Genomic DNA, 25,106 nt, shown 5'->3' with positions numbered 1-25,106 from the left:
CCTACACCTACGACGACGGGCACGCCACCGGCCTGTACTGGCTGGCGACCCTGGCCGAGCACCGGGGCCGGGGGCTGGCCCGGGCGGTGCTGTCGGCGGCGATCGCGGCCCGCCCCGACCACGTGTTCACGCTGGTCGCGACGGAGGCGGGCCGGCCGCTGTACGAGTCGCTGGGTTTTCAGGTGGTGCGGATGGCGACCTGGCACACCCGGCCGCCGATCCTGACCGGGCCGTCCGGATCCGAGCCGGCCGCCACCGGCCCGGAGTAGGTCACCAGGTCCACTTCTGCAGGGCCGCACCGGTGCAGGTGACGATCCGGACCTGGGCGGCGTTGGCGGTGGAGGCGGCGGCCAGGCACAGGGCGGTGTTGCGGACCGGCCGGACCGTGCCGTCGGTGCGGAACTGCCACGTCTGCGCGCCGGTGCCGTTGCAGCCGTACTGCCAGATCCGCTGGCCGGTGGCGAAGTTGCTGTTGGGCACGTCGGCGCACATCCCGAACACCCGCAGCGTGTTGTCGGTGAACCGGGTCAGGGCCTGCGCCTTGGTGTTGTTGCAGGTGTAGGCCTGCAGGTAGGTGCGGGCGGCCAGCGCCGAGCTGGGGATGTCGACGCATTTGCCGGTGCTGTTCTTCAGCGGGCTCATCAGCGGGGTGGGTGCTTTGGCGACCTGCACCATCCGGGCCACCGACGGGACGCCGGCGGTGTCGGTGACGAACAGCATGTAGTGCCCGGGCGGGGCGACGCCGCCGGTCGGCGGGCCGGTCACGGTCAGGGTGGTGCCGGAGACCGTGAACTTCAGCGGGATGTAGCGCTGGCCCTGGTCGACGCTGTGGGTGACGTCGGCCAGCGCGACCAGCCCGACCTTGCCGATGCTCGCGGCCTGGGGGCTGGTGACGGTGAACGCGGCACCGATGCCGATGCTCGCGGGGGCGGCGGTGATGGCCGGCCGGTCGGCGGGCGCGCCACTGCCGTCGGACTTGAACAGATAGGGCGGGCTGAAGTACTCGATGTTCTTCTCCAGGTAGCCGGCGGTCATGCAGACGCCGCAGATCCCGCCGCCGCCGGTCATGACCCGCCCGTCGGGCAGCAGCGCGGCCGTCGAGTGGTATTGCCGGATCCGGTCGGCGGCCGACAGCACCGTCCACTGCCCGGTGACCGGGTTCCACAGTTCGGCGGTGGTGACGGCCGCGTTCAGGTCGACGCCCATGTTGACCGCCGCGCTGGTCATGCCGCCGGTGACCAGGACGGATCCGTCGGCCAGGACGGTGGCGTTGTGCTGGCGGCGCCCGGCCGACATCGAGCCGGTGGTGGTGACGGCCGGGTTGAGGCCGGTGTTGGTGTTGACGATGACGGCCGTCTTGGTCGCGCGTTTGGCGACGCCGTCCTCGGTGATGCTGCCGCCGCCGACGACCAGGGTCTTGCCGATGTCGTAGGTGGAGAAGCTGCCGTAGTCGCGGGTGATGGTGTCGCGGTTGGCGGTGCCGGTGATCGCCGCGTTACCGGCGGTGGTGATCGTGTAACCCGGGTTGTAGGGCCCGAAAAGAGCCAATTGTGTGTCGGGGCGGGAAATCATGAACGGATAGATCCGCGCACTGTATTTCGTGAAGTTGGTCAATTGGCGAATCGCACCGTTCGTCTGGTAGACCTCCGCGGTCGCCGGTCCGCCACCAATGATCACTTCTTCGCCGTTCGCCATTTCCGTCACCGACGGATACCAGCGCGCCGAGGCCATGTCGTTACCGCGCGTCCACGTTTCGGTCTGCCAGTTGAACACGTAGGTACGCACGGTGCCGGCCAGTTGCGCATTCGCGTTTCCGCCGGCGACGAGAATGTTGCCGTTGGTCAGGTGGGCGAACCCGGCGCAGAACAGGTTGGTGCCCTGCAGGTCGACGCGTTTGTGGGTGTCGTCGGCCGGGTTCCACACCATCGCCCGGGTGAAGTCGTGCACCGGGTAGCTCTCGGCCGCGTTGTCGCCGACGGAGTCCCAGATCAGGACCTTGCCGTTGGGCAGTACCGCGGTGAACACCGGCACCACCGGGGTGTTCACCACCGGGCTCCACCGGCCGGACACGCCGGGGTCGGCGTCGGCGCTGGCCCGCAGCCGGGCCTTGCCTGGTCGGGCACCGGTCTCACGCTGGATGCGGGCCGCGTTCTCGGCGGTCGTCCTCTCGATCTCGCTCAGCGGCACCCCGACCAGGTCCTGGGCCCGGTGCTGGGCCTCGTCCTCGGCGGATCCGGCGGCGTGAGCGTGGGCGGCGGCCGGCGGCCTCGGGGCGGCCGGTGCCCCGGACGCCGCGGTGGCGGCCGTCAATGATGCCGACAAAAGGCATGCCGCTATCAACGCGCGGAATATGCGCATGGCATTGTCGTCCCTTCACCGATCGCAAGCAGAAGCTGCTTGGAACAGCGCGGCCGGGACCTTCGACAAGGCCTGATCTTGAATATCCCCGTTGGATTCTCTCGCGCCGCCCCCGTCAATGTTCAGTGCGGCCACCATAACTCTTAACCAAACTGACCATCAATATTCACCGTTGGCACTTCCGGGCTCGGAACGCTCACCCGTTCGGCTATCGCACTGTCGGTTCGGCGATACTTCGGCAAGGTTTGCGGAGATCTATTCCGGTCACCGGCCGGCCCGTTTCGGCCCCGGTGCTCAGCCGGCCGTGAGGTGGCGCAGGGCCAGGACGGCGGAGCGGCGGATCCGGTCGTCGGGGTCACCGGTCATGACCTGCAGCAGCGGTACGGCGGCGGGGTCACGGCCCATGCCGAGCCGCAGCGTCACCACCGACCGCACGTCGCCGGCCGGGTCGGTGGTCAGAGGCATCAGCGCGTCGACGTAGCCGGGCCGGCGCAGCCAGGCGACCAGGCCGGCCGCGACACCGCGCACGAGCGGATCGGGATCGGTCAGGTGGGCGCGGGCGACCCGGTCGATCAGATCGCGGTCGGGTTGCCGGCCGAGCGCCTCCAGCGCGGCGGCCCGCAGGCCGGGGTCGTGGCTGCCGGGATCGTGGGTCATCGGCCGGCCGGATGCGGGGTCAGGGTGTCCAGGGTCCGCAGCCGCGGGATCGGCGAACGCAGCAGCCACAGGCAGCCCATCGTCCCGCCGGCGGCGGCGATCAGCAGGGTCGGCCGCAGCCCGAGGCCGCTGCCGAGCAGGCCACCGATGGCGGCGCCGACCGGCCGGGCACCGTAGTTGATGGTGCCGAAGACACCGGCCACACGGCTGCGCATGTCATCGGCGATGACGGCGGTCTGCACCGAGTTCAGGTTGATGTCCAGCAGCATGACAGCCGCCCCGGAGATCGCCTCGGCCACGGCGATGGTGGCGGCGATCGCCCCGTCCGGGCCGCCGGCCAGCGCGATCAGTGCGGTGGGGGCGGGGAACAGGACCACCCCGACGATGATCATGCGGCCGATCCCGAACCGGGCGGACAGGCGTGGGGCGATCACCGCTCCGGCTGCGGCACCGACGGCGCCGGTGCCGAAGGCGAGACCGATCATCGAGGCCGGCAGGCCCAGTTCGCGGCTGGCGTACAGGATGACCAGGGCCTGGGCGACGAAGCCGAAGAAGTTGACCGTCGTCACGCAGGCCAGGGCGGCCCGCAGGTAAGGGTGGCCTAGCACGTAACGCAGCCCGGCGCGGATGTCGGCGGCCAGCGACGTGCGGGTGCCGGCCGTGCCCGGCGGGGCCGGGATCCGGGCGATGAACAGCGCCGAGGCCAGGAACGAGACGGCGTCGGCGAGGATCGCGACCGGTGCCGTCAGCGCCTGGACGAGGAACCCGCCGGCGGCCGGTCCGGCGACGAACGACACCGAGCGGCTGGTGTTGAGTTTGCTGTTGGCGTCGACGTACTGGTCGCGGCTGACCAGGGTGACGAAGAACGACGGGTACGAGCAGTGGAACAGCACCTGTCCGGCGCCGGTCAGCAGGGCGACCGCGAACAGCTGCGGCAGGCGCAGGATCCCGCACCAGTAGGCGATCGGCAGGCTCAGCAGCGCCGCCGCGCGCAGCAGGTCGGCGGCCACCAGCAGCCGTTTACGGTGGATGCGCTGGTCGACCCAGGTGCCGACCAGCACCGACAGCAGGCTGGGTGCCCAGATCGCGGCGGTCAGCAGGCCGACCTCGGCCGGTGTCGCGGCGAGCATGGTGACCGCGATCAGCGGCAGCGCCAGTTCGCTGATGCGGTCGCCGAAGTGCGAGACGGTCTCGCCGGCCCAGAACGCGGTGAAGCGCCGGTTGCGCCACAGCGAGGCGGCCATCACTGCGCCTCGGGCAGGTAGTTGCGCACGATCCGGACCCGGCGCGCCTCGGCCGGGGTGTCCTGGTCGGCGCGCCGCACGTACACCGCCAGCAGTGCGTCGATGTCGTTCTCGAGCCGTTCGAGCTCGTCGGCGGTGAGCCGGACCCCGGTGTTGGAGGTGCCCGACAGCCGCCGCCACGTGTGGTCCAGCTGGGGCTCGGTGTCGGCCCACCACTGGTCGGCCTGGTCGCGGGCGGCCTGTTCCATCCGGGTCGCCAGCAGCCGCCGGGCGGTCTGCGACTCGTCGTCGGCGGCGAGGCTGACGGTGAAACCGCGGGCGGCGGCCTTCCAGTAGCGCTGCCGCCCGTCGCCGGGCACCTCCCCGGGGTCGGCGTCGGTGACCAGCCCGAACGTGGCGAGGTGACGCAGGTGCCAGCTGGTCACCGACGGTGTCGCGCCGACGTGGGCGGACAGCTGGGTGGCCGTCGTCGGGCCGTGGCGCTGCAGGTAGGTCAGGGCCGCGAGGCGCACGGGATGGGCCAAGGCCCGCATCGCCTGCGGGTCGGTGATCGTGAGGTCACCCATCGGATTCGTGAGAGACATGTTTCGAAAGTAACCTCTCACATCTGCCGAGGAAAGCCCGTGACAGATGTGACCACCCGGAATTCATATTCAGCCGATAGGTTTTGGGGCATGTTTGTGGCACTGGAGGCCGGCACCGGCCGGGACATCGACGCCCGCGTCACCGCCGCGGAAGCGGCCGGGTTCGTGTTCGTCACGCTGTCCGACACCCCCGGCACCGGCATCGACGCCGGCGTACGGGCGGCGTTCCTGGCCCGCCGCACCTCCCGCATCGGGCTGCTCCCCCAGCTGCACGTGACCGTGACCGAGCCGTTCCACCTGGCCACCCAGCTGGCGTCACTGGACCACGCGTCACAAGGCCGGGCCGGCTGGCTGGTCGGCGCCGACAACAGCCCGGCCGCGTACGCCACCGTCGGCGAGCCCCGACTCGACGACGGCGACCTGCACCGCGAGACCACCGACGTGATCGACGTCGCCCGCCTGCTGTGGGACTCGTGGCAGGACGACGCGATCCTGCGCGACACCACGACCGGCCGGTTCCTGGACGCCGATCGGGTCCATCACGTGAACTTCACCGGCGCCCGGTTCACCGTCTCCGGGCCGCTGATCACCCCGCGGCCACCGCAGGGCCAGGTGATCGTCGCCGGCCCGGACACCCTCGGCGTCACCGGCCACCTCGACATCGCCCTGGTCGCCGCCACCGGCACCGACGAGATCACCGCCCGCGCCCACCGGGCACGCGCCGACGGCGCCGCCCTGGTCTTCGCCGACCTGCCCGAGGTCGACACCGGGCTGCTGGACCGGCTGGCGGGTGTGGTCGACGGCGTGCGCCTGCTCGCCGCCGTCCCCGACGTGGACCTGCCCGCCGTGGCGGCCGCGATCGGGCCACGCCCGCCGGCCCGCGACACGTTACGGGCCACCCTCGGCCTGACCCGCCCCGCCAGCCAGTTCGCGTGAGGAGCCGTACACATGCCGCAGTTGCATCTGGGGGTGTTCTTCACCGGTGTGGGCCCGCAGCTGATCTGGACCGCTGAGGACTTCGCCGACCACACCCACATCGACACGTTCGTCACCACCGCCCAGACCCTGGAACGGGGCCTGTTCGACGCGTTCTTCCTCGGCGAGGGCCTGCGCGTGCGGGAGAACCGGGGCCGCATCCTGGAACTCGACGTCGCCGGGCGCCCGGACGCGATCACCCAGCTCGCCGCACTGGCCGCGGTCACCGATCGGATCGGGCTGGTCGCCACCCAGAACACCACCTACAACTATCCGGCCGACCTGGCCCGCCGCCTGGCCTCGCTGGACGTGCTGTCGCACGGCCGGGCCGGCTGGAACATCGTGACCACCGACAACGCGTGGACCGGCGAGAACTTCCGGCACGGCGGCTGGCTGCCACACGAACGCCGCTACGAGCGTGCGACCGCGTTCGTCGAGACCGCGAAGGCGCTGTGGGCCGGGCAGCGGGTCGACCGCCACGACGACCTGATCGACGTGACCGCCCAGCTGGACATCACCGCACGGCCCGTACTGTTCCAGGCCGGCGACTCCCCCGGCGGCCGTGACCTGGCCGCCCGGCACGCCGACGTGGTGTTCTCGGCGAACACGGCGTTCGACAAGGCCGTCGCCTACGCCGACGACCTGACCCGCCGGCTGGCACGGTACGGCCGGGACCGGGAGTCGCTGCGGATCCTGCCGGGCGCTCAGGTCGTCCTCGGCGACACCACCGCCGAGGCCCGCGACAAGGCCGACTGGATCCTGCGGGAACAGATCACCGGGCCGCGGGCGATCTCGTTCCTGGAGCAGTACTGGGGCAAGGACCTGTCCGGCTACGACCCGGACGGCCCGCTACCGGACATCGAACCCGCCGACGGCGAACTCGACCCGTCCCGCGGCACCCTGTCGATCGAGCACCGCACCGGCAAACGCGACCGCATCGCCGCCTGGCGCGAACGCGGCCTGACGATCCGGGAACTGGTGATCGACGTGCAGCCACGGCACAACGTGTTCGTCGGCACGCCCGGCACCATCGCCGACGAATGGGCACGCTACGTGACCGAGCGGGCGGTCGACGGATTCAACATCGTGCCGCAGCTGCTGCCGGGCACCATCGACGACATCGTCGACCGGCTCGTCCCGGAACTCCAGACGCGAGGCGTGTACCGCACCGCCTACACCGGCCACACGCTGCGCGACCACCTGGACCTGCGGTGAACGCCGTCAGTGGTCGGCGCGCAGCAGCACGTACCGCATCCGGTGCAACCGGCCCCGGCCCGTCTCGGCCGCGTCGCTGAAGCCGGCGGCGGTGAACGTGGCCGCCGACAGGCCGTCACCGGCGAAGTCCAGCACGTGCAACCGGCCGCCCGGCACCAGCACCCGCCGCACCTCGCCCAGCGCCGCGTCCCGGCCCGGCTCGTCGAGATGGTGCAGCATCAGCGACGACAGCACCACGTCCACACTCGCCGCCGGCAACGGCAGATCACCGGCGAACGCGTACTCGTACCGCACCGGCAGCCGCCGCCGGGCCGCCTTGCGCCGGGCCCGCGCCAGCGCACCCCGATCCGGGTCGATGCCCACCGCGTCGACCCCCGGCGTACGCCGTGCCAGCGCCGTCAGCAGATTCCCGGTCCCGCAGCCGATCTCCAGCACCCGCTGCCCGGCCCGAACCCCGGCCGCGTCCAGCAGTTCCCGGTGCAGCCGGCCCGCCCCGAGCAGCAGCGTCAGCGGATCGTAGAGCGGCATCAGCCAGTGCCGGCCCATCCCAGGCAGATAATCCCCATCCGCGGTATGACGAAGTTTGGTCATGCCTCTAGCATCAGCCCCGTGACCACAGGCCCCAATGGTGAATCCTCGGCCAGGATGCGACATTCTTCGGTTCCCCTGGTGGGGTTTCCGCACCAGCCCGGCCACCCGCCGATCGCGACCGCCCGGTTCCCCGGCCACCCCGTACACACCGGCACCCACGCCCACGACTTCCTCGTCCTGTTCTACGCCCACCACGCCGACGTCCACGCCGTCATCGACGACCGGCCCTGGCAGATCTCCGACGGCGACCTGTTCGTCCTCGCCCCCGGCCAGGTCGTCGCCTTCGAAGCCACCGACATCCAAGGCTGGGTGGTGTGGTTCCCCGCCGACGCCATCCGATCCACCGGCACCAGCTGGCGGTCACATCCACTGCTGTTCCCGTTCGCCGCCGGCACCGACCGCATCCAGCGCCTGCACATCCCACCGGCCGACCGCGACGACTGGCTACAGCGCTTCACCGACCTCGACACCGAACTGTCGGCCCGCCGCGACGGCTACACCGAAGCCGCGACCGCCCACCTGACACTGCTGCTGGTCGCCACCGCCCGCCTGTCACCCCGATCAGCCGACGACCCACTGCTCGCCGCCGTCTTCGACGTCATCGAGGACCGCTTCCGCGACCCGCTGTCGCTGACCGACGTCGCCGCCGCCCTCGCCCTCACCCCAGGACACCTGACCACCGTCGTACGCCACCGCACCGGCCGCACCGTCCAGCAGTGGATCACCCACCGCCGCCTCCAGGAAGCCCGCCGCCTGCTGACCGAAACCGGACTGCCCGTCGCCACGATCGCCCGGCGCTGCGGCTACCCCGACACGTCGTACTTCATCAAACGGTTCCGCACCCAGCACCAGCTCACCCCCACCCAGTGGCGTGGCTAGACCGCGAACCCTTCCCGCCACCCGCCCGTCAGCGCCTGCGGGGTGACACTCCAGTCGACCTCCCGCCGGGCGGCGACCAGCTGAAAATTACGCACCACCTGGAACAGATGATTCAACAGATCCCGCACCTGGAACTCGGCACACGGCGTCGCCTGCGACAACTGCTCGTCACGGACCCCCGCGACCAGACCGGCGACCACCGGCACACACCCCGCACGGGTGACCGTCAGGCCCGCCCCGGATCCGTCACCAGCAACTCGTCGTCACTGTCGACGTCCCCCGACTGCGCCTCCGCCGCCGTCACCCCCACCAGCTGCAGAAACCGGTCACCGAGCTCCGGATCAGCGGCCAGGATCACCACCGACAGACCCGTCGGCGGCCCGTCACCCTGCGGATGACCCGTGATCGGGCCACCCAGATCCGCCCACTGACCCTCCTCGAACGGCTCCGCCGCCGCATCCGCCAGCACCGCCACCCGGTTCAACAACAGAAACGGCCACTGCGGCGGCTGCGGCTCCACCCCGCGCACCACCCGCACCGTCAACTCGAAACCCTGCCGCTCACCCAGCCCGTACGTCACGAAATGCCAATGCCCGTCCGCCGGATACGCCGACGCGGCCCGTAACGCGAAACCCTCCGCCGGATACGACACATGCCACGGCTCCGCCTGCGGATAGAGCCGGCCCAATGCCTCGGTGACGACGTCCCACATCATCCCGGCATTTGATCATGCGCAGGGGTGTCATGGGCAGAGGTATCGCGCGCCGCCCGCCAACCCCGCCGACGACCCCGGCCCACCACCACGGCCACCAGACCCGCCACCACCGCCAGCCCCGCACCACCAGCAGCGAACAAACCCGCCCGCTCCCAAGCCGGACCCCGCGACGCCACCACCACCGGCACCGGCGACCCGGCCGGCACCGCCGCCACCACCGGACCCGCCTCCTCCGACAACGCCCGATACGGATTCAACAGCCCCACCCCGTACGCCACACTCCGCGGCCCACCCGGCGCCGGATCCACCGACCGCAACAACCGGCCCGTGATCTCCCGCGCACTCTCCCCCGGAAACCGCTCCCGCAACAACGCCACCGTCGCCGACACGAACGGCGCCGCAAAACTCGTCCCCTGCACCGACCGATGCCCCCGCACCGGCGACAACACCGTCACCTGATCACCGAACGCCGCAATGTCCACATGCGCACCCGGCTGCGAATAACCGGCCAGCAACCCGTCCGCCCCCACCGCGGCCACCCCGATCACCCCCGGATAAGCCGCCGGATACGCCACCCCCGCCTCCGCACCACCATTACCGGCCGCCGCGACCACCACCACATCCGACCGCACCGCCTCAGCGACCGCATCCCGCACCGCCGGATCCTCCAACGGCATCACCAGCGAGATGTTGATCACGTCAGCATCCGCCGGACCCGCCGCCCACCGGATCGCCGACGCGAACGCATCCGCACTCGACCGCGACCGCGCGATCTCCTGCTGCCCCCTGCTGTCGGTGTCCTCGGTCACCCGCACCGGAACAATCGTCACCCCCGGCGCCAAACCCTGCACCCCGGTACTCACATCCGGCAGCCCCGCGATGATCCCCGCCACCGCCGTCCCATGCCCCACACAGTCACGCCGCCCGTCCGGAGCACCGTGCAACAGATCCCGCCCCGCCGCGACCTGCCCCTTCAACTGCGCATTACGCACATCCACCCCGGAGTCGACCACCGCCACCCGCACCCCGGCACCGGTCGCCAGACCCGCCAGACGCGCCGGCGCATACGCCCGCAACTCCGCCGGCACCCCCGCCACCACCGACCCCGCACCCAGACACGGCGCCGCCGCAACCGGCCCGGCCGGCACCACCACACCGGCACACACACCCACCACGACCGCCGCCACCAACCGCACCGCACACACCCCCGCACCACAGTGACCGGCGTGGATGCTACCGGTGCCCGGTTGTGCCGGCGGCACCCCGGCCATTAGGTTGAGAACAGCCAATCTGCGGTGTGTGAGGGAAACCGGTGAGAGTCCGGTGCGGTCGCGCCACTGTAAACGGGCCCCCAGCCAGGGGGCCGGTGAGTCAGGACGCTCACGTGCCGCAGGCCCCATCGATCGGGACGCGTCATCCCGTAGGAGGTTGACTCCGCCATGTCCAAGGCACAGACCATCACCACCCCCGCGGTCTCCGGCAAACTCCTCGCCACCGCAGCCGGCTTCACCGGCCTGATGCTCCTGCTGGCCTACCTCGTCGCCTTCGACCAGGGCGCCCTCTCCCAGAGCGGCATGTACCTGCACGAACTCATGCACGACGGCCGCCACCTGCTCGGTGTCCCGTGCCACTGACCCAACCCGGCTACATCCAGCTCCTGCTCCGCGGCCTGCTCGCCGGCCTCATCGCCGGCCTGCTCGCCGGAGGCTTCGCCTACCTCGCCGGCGAACCGCACATCAACGCGGCCATCGCCATCGAAGAAGCAGCCGCCCCCACCGGCGACACCGGCGAACAACCACTCGTCGACCGCGACATCCAGAGCACCGCCGGCCTCCTGCTGGCCACCAGCCTCTACGGCGTCGCCCTCGGCGGCATCCTCGCCACCGCCTACACCCTCCTACGACGACGCCTGCGCACCGGCAGCGACACCCACGCCGCCCTCGGCCTGGCCGCCGCCGCCCTCACCGGCATCGTCCTGGTCCCCTACCTCAAATACCCACCCAACCCACCCGCCGTCGGCAACCCCGACACCATCAACCAACGCACCGCCGCCTACCTCGCCGTCCTCGTCCTCGGACTGGTCGCCGTCTGGGCCGCCGTGCTCGCCTCCCGCACCCAAACCCACCCCTGGCGCCAAGCCGCCGCAGGCACCGCCGCCTTCCTCACCGTCGTCGGCATCGCCTACACGCTGCTGCCCACCTTCCACGAAGTCCCCGACGACTTCCCAGCCACCCTCCTCTGGGACTTCCGGATCTCGTCACTGGGCACCCAGACCATCCTCTGGACCGCCCTCGGCATCACCTTCGCCGCCCTGCTCACCCACAGCACCACCCGCAAGCAGGCCACCGCGGAGCCCATCACCACCGCGTGAACGCACTACGCCTGATCGCCGCCGGACACACCCCCGCACTACGCCGGGCCGTGTTCGGCGGCGACCCGCACCTCGACGAAGCCGGCCACCACGCCACCGTCGCCCTCAAGAACTCACCCGCACTGCTGCCACGCCACTTCCCCGACGACCAGCCCTGGCTGATCGCCCCCACCCACGCCGCCCAGCAGACCGCCACCCTCCTCGGCGCACCCGCCACCACCACCGAACCAGCCCTCGCCGAACCCGACTACGGCACCTGGACCGGCAACACCCTCGACCAGATCGACCCCGCCGGCCTCCACCAATTCCTCACCGACCCCACCGCAACACCCCACGGCGGCGAATCCCTCACCACCGCCACCACCCGACTCACCGCCTGGCTCGCACAAAACACCACCAGCAGACGTACGGCCATCGCCCACCCCCTGGTCATCCGCCTGCTCATCGCCGCCGCCCTCGGCCTGCCACCCAGCACACGCAGCCTCGCCGTAGCCCCCCTCACCGTCACCCGCCTCACCCACCACCACGGCTGGACCCTGCACCTCTGACCAACCGGACCCGCCATACGCGACCCAGCCGAGCCCCTCCGGCGAATGCCGCACCACCAGCGCCACCGCCGCCGCGATCAGCGCCCGCCACTCCGTAAAATCACCGACCGTGAACTACCACATCACCGTCGACGACCTCACCGGCCCCGCCATCGCCGCCCTCCTCCAGGAACACGTCGACCAGATGCGCGCCATCACCCCACCCGAAAGCAAACACGCCCTCGACCTCGACAGCCTCCGCGCCCCCGACATCACCCTCTGGACCGCCCACGACGGCGACCACCTCCTCGGCTGCGGCGCCCTCAAACACCTCGACCCCACCAGCGCCGAGATCAAATCCATGCGCACCGCCGCCACCGCCCAACGCCGAGGCGTCGCCGCAGCCCTGCTGACCCACCTCATCGCCGAAGCCCACACCCGCGGCTACCAGCGCCTCTACCTCGAAACCGGCGCCGACGACTTCTTCCACCCCGCCCGCACCCTCTACCGACGCTTCGGCTTCCAGCCCTGCGAACCCTTCGCCGACTACCGCCCCGACCCCAACAGCGTCCACATGACCCTCACCCTCCAGCCATGACCGACAACCTCGACGCCTACGCCACCCTCTTCGTCGACACCTTCAACCGCCCACCCTGGAACGAGAACTGGCACCCCGCCGACGCCACCCAACGCCTCCACGACATGCTCACCACACCCCGCACCCACACCGCACACACCACCACCGCCGACGGCACCCTCACCGGCTTCGCCATCGGCCACCTCGAACGCTACGGACCCGACGACCACTTCCTCCTCCAGGAAATGCTCGTCCACCCCGACCACCAGCGCCAAGGCCACGGCACCCGCCTCCTGCACGACCTCACCCGGCAGCTACCCCACATCACCCACTGGTACCTGCTCACCGCACGCAACAGCCCCGCCGCCGCCTTCTACCAGGCCCACGGCTTCCGCCCCGCCCACTCCACAACCGTCTACGTACGCCCCTGACCGCGAACCAGGCGGCAGCGCCCCGCCAAGCGGCGAGGCGCTGCCCCTGGCGGGACCTACAGGACGCCGGCCAGCGCCGACTCCTCGTAATCCAGATGCGCGATCAGATCACCGGTCAACGCATCCACCGCCGCCAGCAACTCCTCCCGCGTCAACGCCGGATCCCCCAGCACCGACCGCAACCGCTCCAACAGCGCCGCCACCGTCCCGTGCTCGGCCCGCAACCGCTCCAGCACCGGCCCCAGACCCGGATCCGCATACTCCAGCGCCGGAAACAACCCACGATCCTCATGCACATGATGACCGTGCAGATTCGCACACAACGTCAGACAGTTCACCCGCAACTGCGCGCCGAGCACCGCACCCGACGCCACCACCTCACCGCGGATCAACTCCAGCTCCCGCCGGAACGCCTGATGCACCACCCGCAGCAACTCACCCGGCGAACCCACATTCGACTTCGGCGGACCCGCCACCGGCAGAGCCACCAACGCCACCACCGGCAGCTCCCGGCCCGCCTGCCGCTGATAGTCCGCCCACGCCGGCTCCTGCTCGACCGCACGCGCGAACAGCTCGTCACGTTCTTCCCCGGACAGCACGGTCGCCGTCGCCTCGTACACGAAAACGCTGCTCTCGACCGTGACCACCGGATTGGCCCGCACGTTGTGCAGCCACGCCGGATGCCGGCGTTGCCCGCCGTTGGAACCGATCACCAGCACCCGATCCTCATCGGGCAGATACCCCAGCGGCACCGTGTGCGGCCGCCCACTCCGGGCCCCGGTCGTCGTCAACAGCAACAGCCGGCCACCCTCGAACATCCCGCCGACCCGGCCCTGATTGGCCCGGAACTCGGCAATGACGGAAGAGTTGAAATCGTTCGACATTCTCAGCTTTCGATAGTCCGCACAGAATCCCGCGTCGACGCGCGGGGCAGCAGAAACAGCCGTCCCAACGACGGCAGCAAGCACAGAGAAGAGACGAACGAGAGGTGGCGGAGCGCGGGCACGAGGCGACCGTGGCGGTCGCCCGGCGATCAAGCGCTAGCCGGGTGCCCCACTCGGTAATGGCCCAAGGCCGACCCGGCAGTCACGCCCGGAACCCTACCCCAATTTTTGTCCGGTCGGCGAAGCCGTCCTTTCAGTTTTTGAAGTCGTGCGGCTTGCCGCACATCCTGTAGAGCATCCTAGGATGAAAGATGGTCTAACCATCACAGTGGTAGGTGATGACCAGGTCTCGGCCGACGAGGTAGAGGCCGCCCTCCACCGTGATGGACCGGGCCGATCCCCTGCCGACCGGCTCGACTCGTTGAATCTGCCGACGCCGGGACTCGCGCGACGGGCTCGGGTGCTGCCGCTCCAGCTTGCGCGGAAAACGGAAGGCCGGCATGTCCGGTCGGGTGGAGAAGCGGATCTTCGCAACCGGCCGGTACTCCTTACCCGCGAACCTGCCCACCGTCTCGGCCCGGGTGTACTTGAACCCCAGGGAGGTGACCAGCCAGGCCACCCCGTCGGCCAACCCGAAGTTGGTGTTGGTGAACTCCGCCTGCCCACTCTTGAAGCAGCATCCGTCGGTGTCCATGAGCCCCTGGAGCAGGGCAAGGCGCTGTTCGACGGAACCGTTGAGGTACGCCTCGGGGATGTGCTTGTTCTTGATCAGGCCCAAGTTGTTCAGGGCGGCGGTCAAGCCGGGAATGCGGACGCTGACCAGCCTGCCTCGCTCGTTGCTGGGGACCCGGCGCCCGAGCAGGTCCAGTTCGGCGGCATCTTGCAGGTCGAGACCGATGATGCCGGTGTGGGAGTTCCCGTCGCCGAGCCAGAGACCCAGGACGTACGGGTCGACAGTCAAGTCCTGGGCAGGCAGGTCGATCGGTGCGGCCAAGTCGACCTGGAAACTTCGTGACGGCCCGTTCGACCCGATGGGAATCCCGGCAATCTGGCTGGTCGTCCAGGCCAGCTCGCGGGAGGCGTATGTGCCGTACTGACGGCGACGCTCCCCGTTCGGTCCCTTGGGAAGCTCGACAGCCGGAAGTTTGTAATCCCGATGACCCAGCCACAGGTGGTCCCCGGCAGCGACGATCTCCACACTGCGGTCGAAGGTGAGGCGATGAAGGTCCTGTTCGGTGGATCCGGTGACGGCCAGGATCTTCTTGGACCTGCCGTCCGGTCCGTAGACGTGGTCGCCGGTGCGCAGTTCTCCATGCTCGACCCAGCCGCCGATGGTCAGGACGGGGGTGTCGTCGCTGAGGCCCATTCCCAGTTGCACGCCCCGAGCATGATCAACATGTCGTGGTCGCCGGTAGGCCGGCAATCAGAAAGTGGCCCGCATCTCTCGATACCGGCCGCAGCGGCGAGCCCGGCCCACACCAGGGTGGGCCGGGCTCGTCTCGGGTGAGTAATGCCTAGATGCGCCAGGTCGCGGCGAGCGGGATCCGCTTCAGTTCGTCGGCCGACAGGGCGATGACCTTGCCCCAGGCGAAGTGGAACGCGTCGAACGTGGCCGGGTCCGCGATGCCGTACTTCACGCCGTTGCTCACCAGGAACAGGTCGAACGAGCTCTCCTGCCGAGCCAGGAACGCGTCCTGACTCAGATAGCCGGCCAGGGAGATCGCGTCACACCCGTACATCTCGACCTTCTCCTGGTCGGCGAACAGCTTCGCGCCGACCGCCGCCGTCGGGATGCCGCGCCGGTAGCCCTCCGGGTCGATGAGGAACGTCGCCGGACCGCCCTCGCACCGCACCCGCTTGCCCTTGAGGTCCGGACGCGGCTTCGGTGACGGCGCCTCCACCCCCACGGTGGTGGCAGACCCGCTCCGGGCGACGGCGGAGACCGGCCCCGGCACGAGGACCAGGGCCGCCGCCGACACCACGGCCAGCAGAAGACGCACTGGTGAACGCATTTGTCTCTCCTCAATCCGGGGCAGGGTCCGAACAAATCGGACTCTACGCCGGCCCGGCAGAGCGCCCCTCCCGGAAACGCGCCTGTCCCCCCGTCCGGTGATCTTCCAGCCGCGGACTCCTCGTAGGGTTCCGCGCATGGCGATCCCCGAATACGTGCTCGCGCTCCGCGCCAAGATCGGACACGACCCGCTCCCGCTGCCCGGTGTCATCGCCGTCGTCCTCGACGACCGTGACCGGGTGCTGCTGGTCCGCCGCTCCGACACCTGCGACTGGGCCCTCACGACCGGCTGCCTGGAACCCGGCGAACAACCCGGCGACGGCGCGATCCGGGAGGTCCAGGAGGAGACCGGCGTCGGCGTGACAGTGGAACGACTACTGTCGGCCGAGGCCCTGGAGCTGTCGGTGGCCCCGAACGGCGACCAGGTGTACTGGCTGGCCATCGTCCTGCTGTGCCGGGCGGTGACCGGCGACGCCCACGTCGGCGATGACGAGTCGATCGACGTGGGCTGGTTCGAGCGGTCAGCCGTACCCCCGTTGCCGCCGCACCAGCAGCGTTGCCTGACCCTCGCTCTCCCCTGATCTGTCGGCGAAGCCGTCCTTTCTGTTTTGCAAAAGGTGCGGCTCGCCGCACTGCCCGTAAGGCATCCTAGGAAGATAGGTTGTCGCCCTACGCCACCGAGGACGTCGGCATCGGTGCGCCGAAATGCTGGGTGAGTGACGCGCGCAGCGTGTCCTCGTCGCCTGCTGACCAGGCCACGAAGCAGTCCGGCCGGACCAGCAGCGCCGTCGCCGTCGTGCCCGCCAGGGCTCCGGTGACCACGTCGACCCGGTCCCGCCACGGGGCGAGGACCCCGGCGTAGTCGCCTGTGGAGTCCAGCAGCAGCGGCCGCCCGGTGCGGGTCAGCTCGGCCAGCCGGACCGCGCCACCGCCGGGGCTGTGCACGACCACGTCCGGCGCGCAGCGGCCGGCCAGTGGATCGGCCGGGTCGGCCGGGTAGTGCACGTCCGCGCCGGACATCATCGCCGCGATGTGCCCGGTCACCTCCGGTTTGCGCAGCAGCTCGGCGAAGAGCCCCCGCAGCCCGGTGACGTCCTCCCCCGGCCCGATCAGCGCGGACTGCGCCCGCGTCGACATGACGACCCGCTCGGCGACCGGGCGGCGCTCGGCCTCGTACGTGTCGAGCAGGCCCGGCGGTGCCCAGCCCCGGACGGTGGCGGCGAGTTTCCAGCCCAGGTTCGCGGCGTCCTGGAGGCCCAGGTTGAGGCCGGGCCCGCCGATCGCCGGGTGCACGTGCGCGGCGTCGCCGACCAGCAGCACCCGGCCGTCGCGGTAGCGGGTGGCGATGCGGGTGTTGCCGCCGGTCAGCCGGCGCAGCAGGCCGGGGCTCTCCGGCGGACCGAACGGGATGCCGGCACCGACCACCCGCACGACACTGTCGTGCAGCTCGGCCAGCGACATCGGCGTGTCCTCGGCGACCGGGGTGTCCGGCCACTCGGTGGTGCTCAGCAGCGCCGGACGGCCGGGGAACGGCGCCCACACGATCAGCCCGCCGCCGGTACGGGTGTGCTGGAACGGCGGCACCACACCGTAGCCGGGGACACGCAGGCCACCGGTCGCCGGATCGAGGGCCGACGCGGGGACGGTCACATTGGCGGTGCGGGAGACCGACCGGTCGTTGGTGACCCCGGGGAACCCGATGCCGGCCAGGCGCCGCACCACGCTACGGCCGCCGTCCGCGCCGACCAGGAACCGGGAGCGGAGCACCGTACCGTCGCGGAGGTCGGTCTCGACCCCCTCGGGATCCTGGCGCAGACCGGTGACCTCGTGCCCGCGGCGGACGTCGACGCCGAGTTCGGCGGCCCGGGCCGCGAGGCCCGCCTCGAGCCGGGCCTGCGGCACACCGAGAACGTAGTGGGGGTTGTCGGCGAGCATCGTGAGATCCAGTGGGAACGCGCCGAAGACGAACGCCGGCTGGGGTGACGGCGGCCCGTCGTCGCCGCTGAGCCGGGTGTAGAGGCCGCGCCGGTCGAGCAGGCGCACCACCTGGCCGACGACGCCGTTGGCGCGGGCCTCGCCGGTGGGCTCGGGGTGACGTTCGACGACGACCGGGTGGACGCCGGCGAGAGCCAGTTCGCAGGCCAGCATGAGGCCGTTCGGGCCGGCTCCGGCGATGAGGACATCGATCATGATCGTGATCCCTTCGGGGCGTGCGTCATCGTCACGGCAGACGGGAACGCCCGGCCGTGCGACAGCGGTGGGTCAGCGGGGTGGCGCCGGGAGGCCGGCCGCGACCTGGGCGAACGCGTCGGTGATGAGGCGCTCGATCGGGGCGGGCGGGTCGGTGCTGTCGAGGTAGTGGCCCATGGCCACGGCGACCGCGGCGCTGGCGGCGGCCGCGACGAGCTTCGGATACATGTCGGTGGCCAGGTCGGTGCCGGTGCGCTCGGCGACCGCGGCGGCCAGCTCGGCCTCGGCGAGGGCCACGGCGCGCAGCCGCTCGCCCTGGAGGGCCGGCTCGGCGAGCATCGCCCGCACGCCGGTCGCCCACTGGGTGTGGGCGGGTGAGGGCATCGCCTCGACCTCGGGACCGCGGGTGAACTGCTCCAGCGCGGCCGCGGTGAGCGCCGTCCAGAGCGGCTCGCCGGCGGGCCGCTCGCGCAGCGCGGCCGCGGTGCGCAGGCTGCGGTCGAGGTGGCGGGAGGCGATCGCCTCGGCCTTGCTGGAGAAGTAGTTGTTGAAGGTGCGCGGGGAGACACCGGCGGCCTCGGCGATGTCCTCGACGCGGACGTTGTCGTAGCCGCGCTCGGCGGTGAGATGGATCGCCGCCCACCCGAGCGCCGCCCGTGTCTCCGCCTTCTTGCGCTCGCGCAGCCCCGTCATGCCATCACCGTAGCGCTTTTTGCGTGACACGCAAAGATGCGTGGCGCGCAATTTTTACTCCCAGATAGTGGTCCATCTTGGACTCAAGGCCCCGGCGGGGCCACCTCATCCGGCGCCGACGACCATCATGTCTGCCATGGCGATCGGCGAGACGGGCGAGACCATTCAAGATCTCATCGGGTACGCACGGGAGCAGGGCGCCGCCGGCTATGACGTCGACGAGGTGCGCGTGTGTGAGTGCCGCGACTGCGGAGGCCGGGTGTTCGGGATGTGGGGCGACCTGACCCGGCAGGCGATCCAGCGCAGCTGCCGTGGTTGCGGGCGCACTCACTTCATCGCCGGCAGCGGTGACCACTTCGAGGAGGACAGCGCCGCCCTGATGGGCTGCGACTGCGGCAGCGACGACTTCAACCTGGCGGTCGGGTTCGCCCTCGACGACAGCCGCGACACGATCCGCGCCCTGGCCGTGACCAGCCGATGCGTGGCGTGCGGCCGGCTCGGCTACTGGGACGACCGGCTGGTCCCCGGCGGCGACACGACCCTGATGGACCTCGCCTGAACAGCCCACTGACAAACTGTACCGACCAGTCGGTACAGTTCAGGGATGCTCGACGTCTCCACCCCGCACGCCCCGGTCCGCCGCCGGTGGGCGGCCCTCGCCGTCCTGGCCGCGGCCGTGCTGCTACTGGCCATCGACAACACCGTCCTCGCGCTGGCCGTGCCCGCGCTCACCGCCGACCTGTCCCCCACCGGCGAGCAGGTCCTGTGGATCGGTGACGTCTACTCCCTCGCCCTGGCCGGCCTGCTGGTGCTGATGGGCAACCTGGCCGACCGGTTCGGCCGCAAACGGATCCTGCTGATCGGCTCCGCCGCGTTCGGTGCCGTCTCCCTGCTGGCCGCGTTCGCCGGCAGCCCCGAGCAGCTCATCGCCGCCCGCCTCGCCCTCGGCGTGGCCGGGGCGACACTCATGCCGTCGACGCTGTCGCTGATCCGCAACCTGTTCCCCGACGACACCGAGCGGGCCCGCGCCATCGCCATCTGGTCCACCGCGTTCGGCGCCGGCTCCGCGATCGGCCCGCTGACCGGCGGATTCCTGCTGGAGCACTTCTGGTGGGGCTCGGTCTTCCTGATCAACGTGCCGGTGATGATCCTGGTCCTGGTCTCCGGCCGGCTGCTGCTGCCCGAGTCCCGCGACCCCGAGCCGGGCCGCTTCGACATCCTGTCCGCGGCGCTGTCGATGGCCGCGGTCGTCCCGCTCGTCTTCGCGATCAAACACGTCGCCGGGCACGGCGCCGACCCGGTCACCGTCGGCTGCGTGCTGGCCGGCGCGACCGCCGGAATCCTGTTCGTGCGACGGCAGCGGCGCCTCGACCAGCCGATGCTCGACGTCGAACTGTTCCGCAGCCCCGCCTTCTCCGGCGCCGTCGCCGCCAACGTGATCGCCATCTTCGCGCTGACCGGCCTGCTGTTCTTCTTCTCCCAGTACCTGCAGCTCGCCCGCAACCACAGCCCCCTGGAGGCGGGCCTGGCCGAACTCCCGGCGACCGTCGCGTCGATCGCCGTGGTCGCGATCATCGGTGTCGCCGCTACCCGGCTCGGACGCGGACGGGCGATCGCCGCCGGTCTCGCCATGGCCGCGGCCGGCCTCGCCCTGGTCGCGGCGGCCGCGCACGGCCCGTACCTCTGGCTCGGTCTCGCTCTGGTCCCCATCGGCCTGGGCATCGGACTGGCGATGACGCTGACCGGCGACGCCATCGTCTCGGCCGCGCCGCCACGCAAGGCCGGCTCGGTGTCGGCGATCACCGAGGCCGCCAACGAGCTCGGCGTCGTCCTCGGCATCGCGGTCCTCGGATCCCTGGTCGCGTTCGTCTACCGCACCACCGTGGACATCCCTTCCGGCCTGTCGGCCGACGACACCGCGACGGTACGGGACTCGCTCGGCCCGGCCCTGAAGGTGCTGGGCCCGCAGTCACCGGCAGCCGACGGCGCCCGCGACGCGTTCATCTCCGCCATGCAGGTCACGTCCCTGGTCGCGGCCGCCCTCACGTTCGCCGCCGCAGTGCTGGCGTGGCGCGTGATCCCGTCGCCGCGCGCGACCCGGCCGTAGGTAGGTTGTCGACGTGGGACGCACAGCGGGCCGGACACCCGAGGAGACGAGGCGGGCGCTGCTGGCGGCCGCCGCCGAAGCGATCCGGGTGCGCGGCATCCACGCCTCCCTGGACGAGATAGCCCGCTTCGCCGGCGTCTCCAAAGGCGGCCTGATCTACCACTTCGCCAGCAAGGACGAGCTGATCATGGAGCTGGTCCGCACCGAGCTGGCCGCCTTCCAGGCCGCGATCGACGCCGCCCTCGACCCGGACGACACGAGTCCCGGCCGCCTGACCCGCGCCTACATCCGCGCCGTCCTCTCCGGAACCGACGACGAGGCCCGCGAGTCACTGGCCCTGATCACCCAGCTGATGACCCTGCCCGCGGTGGCCGAGGTGGCCCGGGCCGACGCCGAGCGCATCGACGCCGCCCTGGCCGCCGACGGCCTCCCCGAGGACGTCCTGGCCCTGGTCGTGGCCGCCGCCGACGGCATGAGCAGCGCCCCACTGTGGGGCGGCTCAGCCGGCACCCCCGCCGACCACCGCCTGGCCGACCGCCTGCTGCACCTCACCCGGCATCCGCACCTCTGGGAGTCACTCCCCTGGCCCGGCCGGCGCTGATCACCGTACGCCGGGCGACGGGACGGTCAGCGTCAGCGACTGGAAACGGCGGCCGCCGCCGGCCTCGACGGCATGGAAGTCCACCACCTCGAAGCCGGCGGCGGTGGCGAACCCGAGCAACTGCTCGTCGGTGCGCCACGAGAAGAAACGCGGCGGCACGTGCTCGTCACCCTCGATCGGGCCCTCGCCGCTCTCCCCTCCCCCGTACACCCCGAGGAAGAACAGCCCGCCGGGACGCAGCACCGCCCGGATCGCCGCCAGCACCGCGGGCAGGTCACGGTTGGGCACGTGCAGCAGGCAGTTCATCGTGTAGACCGCGTCGAACGACCCGGCCGGGAAGTCCAGGTGCAGGAAGTCCATCACGTGAGCCTCGACGCCCTTGGCCCGGCAGTGCTCGACCATCACCGGCGACAGGTCCGCGGCGACGACCGTCAGCCCCTGCTCCTGGAAGTAGACACTGTCCTGCCCCGTGCCGGCCCCGACCTCCAGCAGCCGCGCGCCGGGCGCCAGCCGGTCCCGGAACCCCTGGCGCTCGGCGACCTTCCACGACTCCTTGCCGAGCCCGTCACGCCACCCCGCCCGCGTGTCGTACGCCTGGCGCAACGGGTCCAGAACATCGTCGTACCGTGTGCTCACACCGCCTCCGACCAATCCACGATCAATGCGAACATCGGGGCGCGGCCGGCGAACATCGACTCCCAGTCACGGGTGTCGTAACCCCGGCCGCGCGGGCTGCTCCACGCCGACACCAGCATGCGCGGCAGCAGCCAGAAGTACTTTGCCGCACCGGTCACCATGACCGCGCGCCGCACCTGAGCCGGATCCATCACCTCGGCCACCCCGCGGGCATAACCACTGATCACCGCCTCGACGACGGACGGCAGGCGGGCCACGTCGACGTAGCCGTCCCAGAACGTGTCGAGCGCCAGATTCGCCGCATCCTCGCCCAGGGCGCCGGGTCCGGCGTACGCCCAATCGAGAAGAACCAGACCGCGACCGGAACCGATCAGATTCATCGGCCAGACGTCATGGTGGCAGAGGGTGCGCGGCAACGCGGCCGACGCCTCGAGCAGCTCGTGCCGCCGCTCCCACAACCGCCGCAGACCGGCGCGCAGCGCCGCGGGAAGGGCGGCCTCCGCCGCCGGGTGATCCCAGCGGAGATCCTCCGGCACCGGCTGCGCCAGCGTGTAATCGGCGAGGAAATCCCGGGCCAGCCAGTCGATCCGCGGCGGGTCTCCGGCCCATCCGCTCTGCCCGACACCGATCCGGTACGCGCAATCGCCCACCGTTTCGGTGCTGAGGTTCATACCGGCCGTCCCCTGGACATCCTCCAGGAGCATCTCGACCACCCCGTCCTCGATCTCGGTGACCGAGATCAGCGACGGCCCGCGGAGCCCGCCGGCCGCGAACGCCGAATCCGCCAGCCCGGTCCCGTAGACCAGCGGTTCGCGCCGCCAGTAGTTGAAATGCCCCGGATCATCGCTGGCCGCGAGGTGGGCGGCCGCCCCGTCGCGCCGCCGGTTGACGACCTTACGGATCGCGGTGCCGTCGCCGTGCCGGACCCGCCACACGCCACCGGTGACCTCGTTTGCCGTCGAATGGACCAGTTGCTCAGTCACGTCCCGCATTCTGCCGGACGGCGACCACGTTGACCGCCACCACCACAGCGATCCCGATCCACTCGTGCAGTGCCAGCACCTGTCCGAGAAGGATCAACCCGGCGAGCGCCGCGAAGACGGGGTGGACACTCATCACGACACCGAAGTAACCGGTCGGGACCCGGCGCAGCGCGAGCAGGTCGATCGCGTAGGGCACGACCGACGCCATCAGCCCGGCGGCCAGGCCGTAGAGCAGCGCGAGCGGCGTCATCCGGCCCTGCACGACCAGCATGATCACCAGCGGCAGGGTCAGCACCGCGGCGACCGTCGTCGCGGCCGCGGTCGCCTGGAGCCCGGGCAGCCGGCGGCCGAGCAGCCGGTTGAGCAGGATGTAGGACGCCCAGCAGCCGGCCGCGACCAGCCCGCACCCGATGCCGAACCAGTCGCTGGCGCCCGACGGCAGGACCAGCACGTACACGCCGGCGCCGGCACCGACCGCGCACAGCAGGTCGAGCCGGCTGCGCGAGGCGGCGAGCGCGACCGCCAGCGGGCCGAGGAACTCCAGCGTGACCGCCAGACCCAGCCCGATCCGGTCGATCGCCGTATACAGCGTCAGGTTCATCGACACGAACACGACACCGAGCAGGATCGTCGGCCACCACTGGGCCCAGGTGAACCGCCGCAGGTTCGGGCGCACCACCGGCAGCAGCACCGACGCGGCCACGAACTGCCGCACCGCGACCACACCGGACGGGCCGATCATGTCGAACGCGTGCGCGCCGATCGCCGCGCCCGTCTGGTTGCTGGCGGCACCGCCCATCATCATCGCCAGCCCCGCCAGGCGCGAGCGCCGTCCTGCGAGACGCGAGCCGTGCCGCGCCGTCGTCCGCTCCTCGGTTCCCACCGTCATATGAACGAGTCTCGACGCCCGGGCACGTGGTGGGAAATACGCGGCGTGCCGAACTTATACGCTGGGCGCATGGATGTTCAGTTGCGTCACCTGCGGGCGCTCGTCGCGGTCGTCGACACCGGCACGTTCACCGACGCCGCCACCGAACTGGGCGTCTCCCAGGCCGCGGTGTCCCGGTCGATCGCCGCGCTGGAGGAGGCGCTGGGCGTGCGCGTGCTGCAGCGCACCACCCGCCATGTCACCCTGACCGGGACGGGGACGCAGGTCCTGGCCGGTGCCCGCCGCATCCTCGACGAGGTCACCCACCTGAGCCGCCTCGGCGAGCGGCAGCGCAGCGAACTGCGGATCGGGTACGCGTGGGCGGCCCTCGGCAAACACACCCGCCGGGTCCAGCGCACGTGGGCGGCCCTGCACCCGGGCACCCCGCTGGTGTTCGCGCACACCAACACGCTCAGCGCCGGCCTCAGCGACGGCACCGCCGACGTGGCGGTGGTGCGGCGCGCCCTCGAGGATCCACGTTTCGAGTCGGCGCACATCGGCACCGAGGCCCGGTGCGCGGCCGTGGCCACCGACAACCCGTTGGCCCGGCGGCGCACGCTGCACGTCCGCGACCTGATCCGCTATCCGGTGGCGATCGACGCCCGCACCGGCACGACGACGCTCGACCTGTGGTCGCCGGGCCCCGCTCCGGAGAACGTGCGCACCACCCACAGCGTCGACGAGTGGCTGCTGCTGATCGCCGCGGGTCAGGCCGTCGGCATCACGTCGGAGGCCACCGCCAACCAGAATCCGCGGCCCGGCGTCGCCTACCGGATGCTGCGCCAGACCCCACGAATCGACGTGTGGCTGGCCTGGTGGCGCGACGACCCTCCACCCCACCTCGACGATTTGGTACGACTGAGCCGCGTCGCCTACACCACACCGCCTAAAGCATCCTAGGAACCTACCCCGTTCGTCTCCGGCCTCGGAGGGCTCCGGCAGCCTGGTA

Annotated in this window: 29 protein-coding genes, 1 pseudogene and 1 riboswitch; of the genes and pseudogenes, 14 read left to right on the top strand and 16 right to left on the bottom strand. The window is 71.0% G+C overall.

Features of this window, described 5'->3' with window-relative positions; all coding sequences use genetic code 11:
• Nucleotides 1–23: 23 nt before the first annotated feature.
• Nucleotides 24–269 (top strand): annotated as a pseudogene (locus ACFO0C_RS26105) (GNAT family N-acetyltransferase); the annotation flags it as partial.
• 1 nt (nucleotide 270) lies between these two features.
• On the opposite strand, the gene ACFO0C_RS26100 reads toward ACFO0C_RS26105, so the two are convergent.
• The 4 genes from ACFO0C_RS26100 to ACFO0C_RS26085 form a co-directional block, all read right to left on the bottom strand.
• On the bottom strand, nucleotides 271–2,310 hold the full coding sequence (locus ACFO0C_RS26100; RefSeq protein ID WP_378069318.1) for a galactose oxidase-like domain-containing protein: 2,040 nt from the start codon (nucleotides 2,308–2,310) through the stop codon (nucleotides 271–273).
• A gap of 342 nt (nucleotides 2,311–2,652) precedes the next feature.
• Nucleotides 2,653–3,015 carry a HEAT repeat domain-containing protein gene (locus ACFO0C_RS26095; RefSeq protein ID WP_378069317.1) on the bottom strand — a complete coding sequence of 121 codons (363 nt, stop codon included), beginning with the start codon at nucleotides 3,013–3,015 and terminating at the stop codon, nucleotides 2,653–2,655.
• Nucleotides 3,012–4,259, bottom strand: a complete 1,248-nt coding sequence (locus tag ACFO0C_RS26090) for an MFS transporter (RefSeq protein ID WP_378069316.1) — start codon at nucleotides 4,257–4,259, stop codon at nucleotides 3,012–3,014. The genes ACFO0C_RS26095 and ACFO0C_RS26090 overlap by 4 nt, the downstream gene beginning before the upstream one ends.
• Complete coding sequence (locus ACFO0C_RS26085; RefSeq protein ID WP_378069315.1) at nucleotides 4,259–4,843, bottom strand: ArsR/SmtB family transcription factor; 585 nt, start codon at nucleotides 4,841–4,843, stop codon at nucleotides 4,259–4,261. Before ACFO0C_RS26085 ends, ACFO0C_RS26090 begins: the two co-directional genes overlap by 1 nt.
• A 90-nt stretch (nucleotides 4,844–4,933) precedes the next feature.
• Here ACFO0C_RS26085 and ACFO0C_RS26080 point away from each other — a divergent pair, with 90 nt between their 5' ends.
• Nucleotides 4,934–5,779 (top strand): LLM class flavin-dependent oxidoreductase, encoded by an 846-nt coding sequence (locus tag ACFO0C_RS26080; RefSeq protein ID WP_378069314.1) that lies wholly within the window; start codon nucleotides 4,934–4,936, stop codon nucleotides 5,777–5,779.
• A 12-nt stretch (nucleotides 5,780–5,791) separates the two neighbouring features.
• On the top strand, nucleotides 5,792–7,033 hold the full coding sequence (locus ACFO0C_RS26075; RefSeq protein ID WP_378069313.1) for an LLM class flavin-dependent oxidoreductase: 1,242 nt from the start codon (nucleotides 5,792–5,794) through the stop codon (nucleotides 7,031–7,033).
• Between the two features lie 6 nt (nucleotides 7,034–7,039).
• Here ACFO0C_RS26075 and ACFO0C_RS26070 read toward each other — a convergent pair whose 3' ends face one another.
• Complete coding sequence (locus ACFO0C_RS26070) at nucleotides 7,040–7,624, bottom strand: class I SAM-dependent methyltransferase (RefSeq protein WP_378069312.1); 585 nt, start codon at nucleotides 7,622–7,624, stop codon at nucleotides 7,040–7,042.
• 54 nt (nucleotides 7,625–7,678) lie between these two features.
• On the opposite strand from ACFO0C_RS26070, the gene ACFO0C_RS26065 reads away from it, so the two are divergent.
• Nucleotides 7,679–8,503, top strand: a complete 825-nt coding sequence (locus tag ACFO0C_RS26065; protein ID WP_378069311.1) for a helix-turn-helix transcriptional regulator — start codon at nucleotides 7,679–7,681, stop codon at nucleotides 8,501–8,503.
• Here ACFO0C_RS26065 and ACFO0C_RS26060 read toward each other — a convergent pair.
• From ACFO0C_RS26060 to ACFO0C_RS26050, 3 genes are read right to left on the bottom strand one after another with little or no spacing between them, the layout of a single operon-like run.
• Nucleotides 8,500–8,703 (bottom strand): maleylpyruvate isomerase N-terminal domain-containing protein, encoded by a 204-nt coding sequence (locus tag ACFO0C_RS26060; protein ID WP_378069310.1) that lies wholly within the window; start codon nucleotides 8,701–8,703, stop codon nucleotides 8,500–8,502. The genes ACFO0C_RS26065 and ACFO0C_RS26060 overlap by 4 nt on opposite strands.
• Nucleotides 8,704–8,729: 26 nt before the next feature.
• Nucleotides 8,730–9,218 carry a suppressor of fused domain protein gene (locus ACFO0C_RS26055; protein WP_378069309.1) on the bottom strand — a complete coding sequence of 163 codons (489 nt, stop codon included), beginning with the start codon at nucleotides 9,216–9,218 and terminating at the stop codon, nucleotides 8,730–8,732.
• Nucleotides 9,215–10,414 (bottom strand): S8 family serine peptidase, encoded by a 1,200-nt coding sequence (locus tag ACFO0C_RS26050; RefSeq protein WP_378069308.1) that lies wholly within the window; start codon nucleotides 10,412–10,414, stop codon nucleotides 9,215–9,217. Before ACFO0C_RS26050 ends, ACFO0C_RS26055 begins: the two co-directional genes overlap by 4 nt.
• Nucleotides 10,415–10,495: 81 nt before the next feature.
• A riboswitch (adenosylcobalamin (AdoCbl) riboswitch) is annotated at nucleotides 10,496–10,649 on the top strand.
• A gap of 8 nt (nucleotides 10,650–10,657) precedes the next feature.
• Here ACFO0C_RS26050 and ACFO0C_RS26045 point away from each other — a divergent pair.
• The 5 genes from ACFO0C_RS26045 (at nucleotide 10,658) to ACFO0C_RS26025 (ending at nucleotide 13,124) form a co-directional block, all read left to right on the top strand.
• Nucleotides 10,658–10,852, top strand: a complete 195-nt coding sequence (locus tag ACFO0C_RS26045; protein ID WP_378069307.1) for a CbtB domain-containing protein — start codon at nucleotides 10,658–10,660, stop codon at nucleotides 10,850–10,852.
• Nucleotides 10,843–11,589: a CbtA family protein gene (locus tag ACFO0C_RS26040; RefSeq protein WP_378069306.1), complete on the top strand. Its 747-nt coding sequence runs from the start codon at nucleotides 10,843–10,845 to the stop codon at nucleotides 11,587–11,589. The genes ACFO0C_RS26045 and ACFO0C_RS26040 overlap by 10 nt, the downstream gene beginning before the upstream one ends.
• Nucleotides 11,586–12,137 carry a histidine phosphatase family protein gene (locus tag ACFO0C_RS26035; RefSeq protein ID WP_378069305.1) on the top strand — a complete coding sequence of 184 codons (552 nt, stop codon included), beginning with the start codon at nucleotides 11,586–11,588 and terminating at the stop codon, nucleotides 12,135–12,137. The genes ACFO0C_RS26040 and ACFO0C_RS26035 overlap by 4 nt, the downstream gene beginning before the upstream one ends.
• A 109-nt stretch (nucleotides 12,138–12,246) precedes the next feature.
• Nucleotides 12,247–12,714, top strand: a complete 468-nt coding sequence (locus ACFO0C_RS26030) for a GNAT family N-acetyltransferase (RefSeq protein ID WP_378069304.1) — start codon at nucleotides 12,247–12,249, stop codon at nucleotides 12,712–12,714.
• Complete coding sequence (locus ACFO0C_RS26025) at nucleotides 12,711–13,124, top strand: GNAT family N-acetyltransferase (RefSeq protein WP_378069303.1); 414 nt, start codon at nucleotides 12,711–12,713, stop codon at nucleotides 13,122–13,124. The genes ACFO0C_RS26030 and ACFO0C_RS26025 overlap by 4 nt, the downstream gene beginning before the upstream one ends.
• Nucleotides 13,125–13,180: 56 nt before the next feature.
• On the opposite strand, the gene ACFO0C_RS26020 is transcribed toward ACFO0C_RS26025, so the two are convergent.
• The 3 genes from ACFO0C_RS26020 to ACFO0C_RS26010 form a co-directional block, all read right to left on the bottom strand.
• Nucleotides 13,181–14,008, bottom strand: coding sequence for a nitroreductase/quinone reductase family protein (locus ACFO0C_RS26020; RefSeq protein WP_378069302.1), 828 nt, complete (start codon nucleotides 14,006–14,008; stop codon nucleotides 13,181–13,183).
• Between the two features lie 316 nt (nucleotides 14,009–14,324).
• Nucleotides 14,325–15,386, bottom strand: coding sequence for an LAGLIDADG family homing endonuclease (locus ACFO0C_RS26015; RefSeq protein WP_378069301.1), 1,062 nt, complete (start codon nucleotides 15,384–15,386; stop codon nucleotides 14,325–14,327).
• A 136-nt stretch (nucleotides 15,387–15,522) separates the two neighbouring features.
• Complete coding sequence (locus tag ACFO0C_RS26010; RefSeq protein WP_378069300.1) at nucleotides 15,523–16,020, bottom strand: hypothetical protein; 498 nt, start codon at nucleotides 16,018–16,020, stop codon at nucleotides 15,523–15,525.
• 136 nt (nucleotides 16,021–16,156) lie between these two features.
• On the opposite strand from ACFO0C_RS26010, the gene ACFO0C_RS26005 reads away from it, so the two are divergent.
• Complete coding sequence (locus ACFO0C_RS26005) at nucleotides 16,157–16,600, top strand: NUDIX hydrolase (RefSeq protein ID WP_378069299.1); 444 nt, start codon at nucleotides 16,157–16,159, stop codon at nucleotides 16,598–16,600.
• 88 nt (nucleotides 16,601–16,688) lie between these two features.
• Here the strand turns inward: ACFO0C_RS26005 and ACFO0C_RS26000 are convergent, their stop codons facing one another.
• The gene (locus tag ACFO0C_RS26000) at nucleotides 16,689–18,209 is read right to left on the bottom strand and encodes an FAD-dependent monooxygenase (RefSeq protein WP_378069298.1); all 1,521 of its coding nucleotides are present in this window, start codon (nucleotides 18,207–18,209) and stop codon (nucleotides 16,689–16,691) included.
• A gap of 72 nt (nucleotides 18,210–18,281) precedes the next feature.
• The gene (locus tag ACFO0C_RS25995) at nucleotides 18,282–18,902 is read right to left on the bottom strand and encodes an acyl-CoA-like ligand-binding transcription factor (protein WP_378069297.1); all 621 of its coding nucleotides are present in this window, start codon (nucleotides 18,900–18,902) and stop codon (nucleotides 18,282–18,284) included.
• A gap of 136 nt (nucleotides 18,903–19,038) precedes the next feature.
• Here ACFO0C_RS25995 and ACFO0C_RS25990 point away from each other — a divergent pair, with 136 nt between their 5' ends.
• From ACFO0C_RS25990 to ACFO0C_RS25980, 3 genes are read left to right on the top strand one after another with little or no spacing between them, the layout of a single operon-like run.
• A complete protein-coding gene (locus tag ACFO0C_RS25990) occupies nucleotides 19,039–19,461 on the top strand; it encodes a hypothetical protein (protein WP_378069296.1) in 423 nt (140 codons plus the stop codon).
• A 45-nt stretch (nucleotides 19,462–19,506) separates the two neighbouring features.
• On the top strand, nucleotides 19,507–21,009 hold the full coding sequence (locus ACFO0C_RS25985; protein WP_378069295.1) for an MFS transporter: 1,503 nt from the start codon (nucleotides 19,507–19,509) through the stop codon (nucleotides 21,007–21,009).
• Between the two features lie 13 nt (nucleotides 21,010–21,022).
• Nucleotides 21,023–21,610 (top strand): TetR/AcrR family transcriptional regulator, encoded by a 588-nt coding sequence (locus ACFO0C_RS25980; RefSeq protein ID WP_378069294.1) that lies wholly within the window; start codon nucleotides 21,023–21,025, stop codon nucleotides 21,608–21,610.
• On the opposite strand, the gene ACFO0C_RS25975 is transcribed toward ACFO0C_RS25980, so the two are convergent.
• From ACFO0C_RS25975 to ACFO0C_RS25965, 3 genes are read right to left on the bottom strand one after another with little or no spacing between them, the layout of a single operon-like run.
• Nucleotides 21,611–22,246, bottom strand: coding sequence for a class I SAM-dependent methyltransferase (locus ACFO0C_RS25975; RefSeq protein ID WP_378069293.1), 636 nt, complete (start codon nucleotides 22,244–22,246; stop codon nucleotides 21,611–21,613).
• Nucleotides 22,243–23,229, bottom strand: a complete 987-nt coding sequence (locus ACFO0C_RS25970; protein WP_378069292.1) for a phosphotransferase family protein — start codon at nucleotides 23,227–23,229, stop codon at nucleotides 22,243–22,245. The genes ACFO0C_RS25975 and ACFO0C_RS25970 overlap by 4 nt, the downstream gene beginning before the upstream one ends.
• A complete protein-coding gene (locus ACFO0C_RS25965; protein ID WP_378069291.1) occupies nucleotides 23,222–24,118 on the bottom strand; it encodes an EamA family transporter in 897 nt (298 codons plus the stop codon). The genes ACFO0C_RS25970 and ACFO0C_RS25965 overlap by 8 nt, the downstream gene beginning before the upstream one ends.
• Before the next feature lie 69 nt (nucleotides 24,119–24,187).
• Between ACFO0C_RS25965 and ACFO0C_RS25960 the strand changes: the two genes are divergently transcribed.
• Nucleotides 24,188–25,057: a LysR family transcriptional regulator gene (locus tag ACFO0C_RS25960; RefSeq protein WP_378069290.1), complete on the top strand. Its 870-nt coding sequence runs from the start codon at nucleotides 24,188–24,190 to the stop codon at nucleotides 25,055–25,057.
• Nucleotides 25,058–25,106: the final 49 nt, after the last annotated feature.

The sequence above is a fragment of the Actinoplanes subglobosus genome (assembly GCF_042650585.1).
Classification (GTDB): domain Bacteria; phylum Actinomycetota; class Actinomycetes; order Mycobacteriales; family Micromonosporaceae; genus Actinoplanes; species Actinoplanes subglobosus.
This window is presented reverse-complemented; position numbering and strand designations above follow the sequence as displayed.

Coding starts and splice junctions, on each gene's coding strand:
- ACFO0C_RS25960 (WP_378069290.1), top strand. CDS start 24,188: ATGGATGTTCAGTTGCGTCACCTGCGGGCGCTCGTCGCGGTCGTCGAC.
- ACFO0C_RS26020 (WP_378069302.1), bottom strand. CDS start 14,008: ATGTCGAACGATTTCAACTCTTCCGTCATTGCCGAGTTCCGGGCCAAT.
- ACFO0C_RS26025 (WP_378069303.1), top strand. CDS start 12,711: ATGACCGACAACCTCGACGCCTACGCCACCCTCTTCGTCGACACCTTC.
- ACFO0C_RS26005 (WP_378069299.1), top strand. CDS start 16,157: ATGGCGATCCCCGAATACGTGCTCGCGCTCCGCGCCAAGATCGGACAC.
- ACFO0C_RS26045 (WP_378069307.1), top strand. CDS start 10,658: ATGTCCAAGGCACAGACCATCACCACCCCCGCGGTCTCCGGCAAACTC.
- ACFO0C_RS25995 (WP_378069297.1), bottom strand. CDS start 18,902: ATGACGGGGCTGCGCGAGCGCAAGAAGGCGGAGACACGGGCGGCGCTC.
- ACFO0C_RS26070 (WP_378069312.1), bottom strand. CDS start 7,624: ATGACCAAACTTCGTCATACCGCGGATGGGGATTATCTGCCTGGGATG.
- ACFO0C_RS26095 (WP_378069317.1), bottom strand. CDS start 3,015: ATGACCCACGATCCCGGCAGCCACGACCCCGGCCTGCGGGCCGCCGCG.
- ACFO0C_RS26075 (WP_378069313.1), top strand. CDS start 5,792: ATGCCGCAGTTGCATCTGGGGGTGTTCTTCACCGGTGTGGGCCCGCAG.
- ACFO0C_RS26010 (WP_378069300.1), bottom strand. CDS start 16,020: ATGCGTTCACCAGTGCGTCTTCTGCTGGCCGTGGTGTCGGCGGCGGCC.
- ACFO0C_RS26080 (WP_378069314.1), top strand. CDS start 4,934: ATGTTTGTGGCACTGGAGGCCGGCACCGGCCGGGACATCGACGCCCGC.
- ACFO0C_RS26085 (WP_378069315.1), bottom strand. CDS start 4,843: ATGTCTCTCACGAATCCGATGGGTGACCTCACGATCACCGACCCGCAG.
- ACFO0C_RS26090 (WP_378069316.1), bottom strand. CDS start 4,259: ATGGCCGCCTCGCTGTGGCGCAACCGGCGCTTCACCGCGTTCTGGGCC.
- ACFO0C_RS25965 (WP_378069291.1), bottom strand. CDS start 24,118: ATGACGGTGGGAACCGAGGAGCGGACGACGGCGCGGCACGGCTCGCGT.
- ACFO0C_RS25990 (WP_378069296.1), top strand. CDS start 19,039: ATGGCGATCGGCGAGACGGGCGAGACCATTCAAGATCTCATCGGGTAC.
- ACFO0C_RS25985 (WP_378069295.1), top strand. CDS start 19,507: ATGCTCGACGTCTCCACCCCGCACGCCCCGGTCCGCCGCCGGTGGGCG.
- ACFO0C_RS26055 (WP_378069309.1), bottom strand. CDS start 9,218: ATGATGTGGGACGTCGTCACCGAGGCATTGGGCCGGCTCTATCCGCAG.
- ACFO0C_RS26065 (WP_378069311.1), top strand. CDS start 7,679: ATGCGACATTCTTCGGTTCCCCTGGTGGGGTTTCCGCACCAGCCCGGC.
- ACFO0C_RS26000 (WP_378069298.1), bottom strand. CDS start 18,209: ATGATCGATGTCCTCATCGCCGGAGCCGGCCCGAACGGCCTCATGCTG.